The organism is Citrobacter sp. Cf116, from assembly GCF_030336505.1.
Taxonomy (GTDB): Bacteria; Pseudomonadota; Gammaproteobacteria; order Enterobacterales; family Enterobacteriaceae; genus Citrobacter; species Citrobacter freundii.
Map to the genome: position 1 here is coordinate 1 of NZ_JAOWEQ010000007.1, position 961 is coordinate 961.

The window sequence follows — 961 nt, forward strand, 5'->3', positions numbered from 1 at the left end:
AATCATTCGACTGATTTGCTACATGCTCGCCCAGAAGGGCGACCCGTCTGCCGACCAACAGACTGCAGTTCGTTCATAACGAGTTTGACCAATGGCTGTTGCCAGCCTCATGCCCGGTGCACAGGGCATTGTGATGGTAATACCACCATCGTAACCAAACAGGAGACGAAGACCTGTTCTGGTTAAATTGGAAAAGTGTTCTTTGCCCGTCCCGTGGCGGGCTTTTTTCCGGAGGTTTTTATGTCAGCTAACGATCTGGCATTGCGCTTCAGCAGCGCACCAGCCGAGGCATTAATCGGGGTTTTGCCTGTTCTGGAAGTAAAAGAAGCATTACGTGAAGAAGTTGAAAGTGATGTGATGGATGAAGTCTGGACTGAGCACAACTTTGAAATGGAAGCGATGAGTGAACAAGTTGATGAAACAGCCAGGCTCGCTCGTAAGTTTGAATGTGCGGCTGAAGCTCTTGGAACGGCGATCAAACTTGCTCTGACTCTCCCACATAATGAGGCAATGCAGGTTCTGAATGACGCCTTAAACGATAACCCAGGATACGGTCGCGAACCGGCAAAGGATGCATGATGGAGTTTGGAATGAAACGTGTGGTGGCTTCAGTTCAGGCCGTTGCCATCCTCAACAGGATTTACAACGGCAGTCCGGTTTCCATCGCATCAATCAGCAAGGAATCAAAGCTGTCTGTGTCTTACCTCGAGCAGATTTTCTCGAAGCTGCGCAGCAGTGAAATTGTTACCAGTCAGCGTGGCGCCGGTGGCGGGTACCATCTTAGCAAAGCAAACCCCAGCGTGGCTGACGTTGTTCGCGCCGTTACTCACACGCCTGATTCATTTGAACCCGTGCTGAATGCTCTGGAGTGGGTCCCCGTCGCACAGCTGGCGCAGGGAAAATCCCCTACCCCATAAAGCACAAAACCCGCGCAAGGCGGGTTAAGTACCCGGTCAGCCGA

At 51.7% G+C, this 961-nt stretch carries 2 protein-coding genes; both read left to right on the forward strand.

Annotated features, from left to right (window positions below; genetic code table 11):
• Positions 1-240: 240 nt before the first annotated feature.
• Positions 241-579 carry a hypothetical protein gene (locus OGV74_RS00725; protein WP_286520114.1) on the forward strand — a complete coding sequence of 113 codons (339 nt, stop codon included), beginning with the start codon at positions 241-243 and terminating at the stop codon, positions 577-579.
• An 11-nt stretch (positions 580-590) separates the two neighbouring features.
• Positions 591-917: an RrF2 family transcriptional regulator gene (locus OGV74_RS00730; protein WP_032944471.1), complete on the forward strand. Its 327-nt coding sequence runs from the start codon at positions 591-593 to the stop codon at positions 915-917.
• Positions 918-961 lie beyond the last annotated feature (44 nt).

Excerpts from the sequence above, each read along its gene's own strand:
- OGV74_RS00730 (WP_032944471.1), top strand. The coding sequence starts at position 591 with ATGAAACGTGTGGTGGCTTCAGTTCAGGCCGTTGCCATCCTCAACAGG.
- OGV74_RS00725 (WP_286520114.1), top strand. The coding sequence starts at position 241 with ATGTCAGCTAACGATCTGGCATTGCGCTTCAGCAGCGCACCAGCCGAG.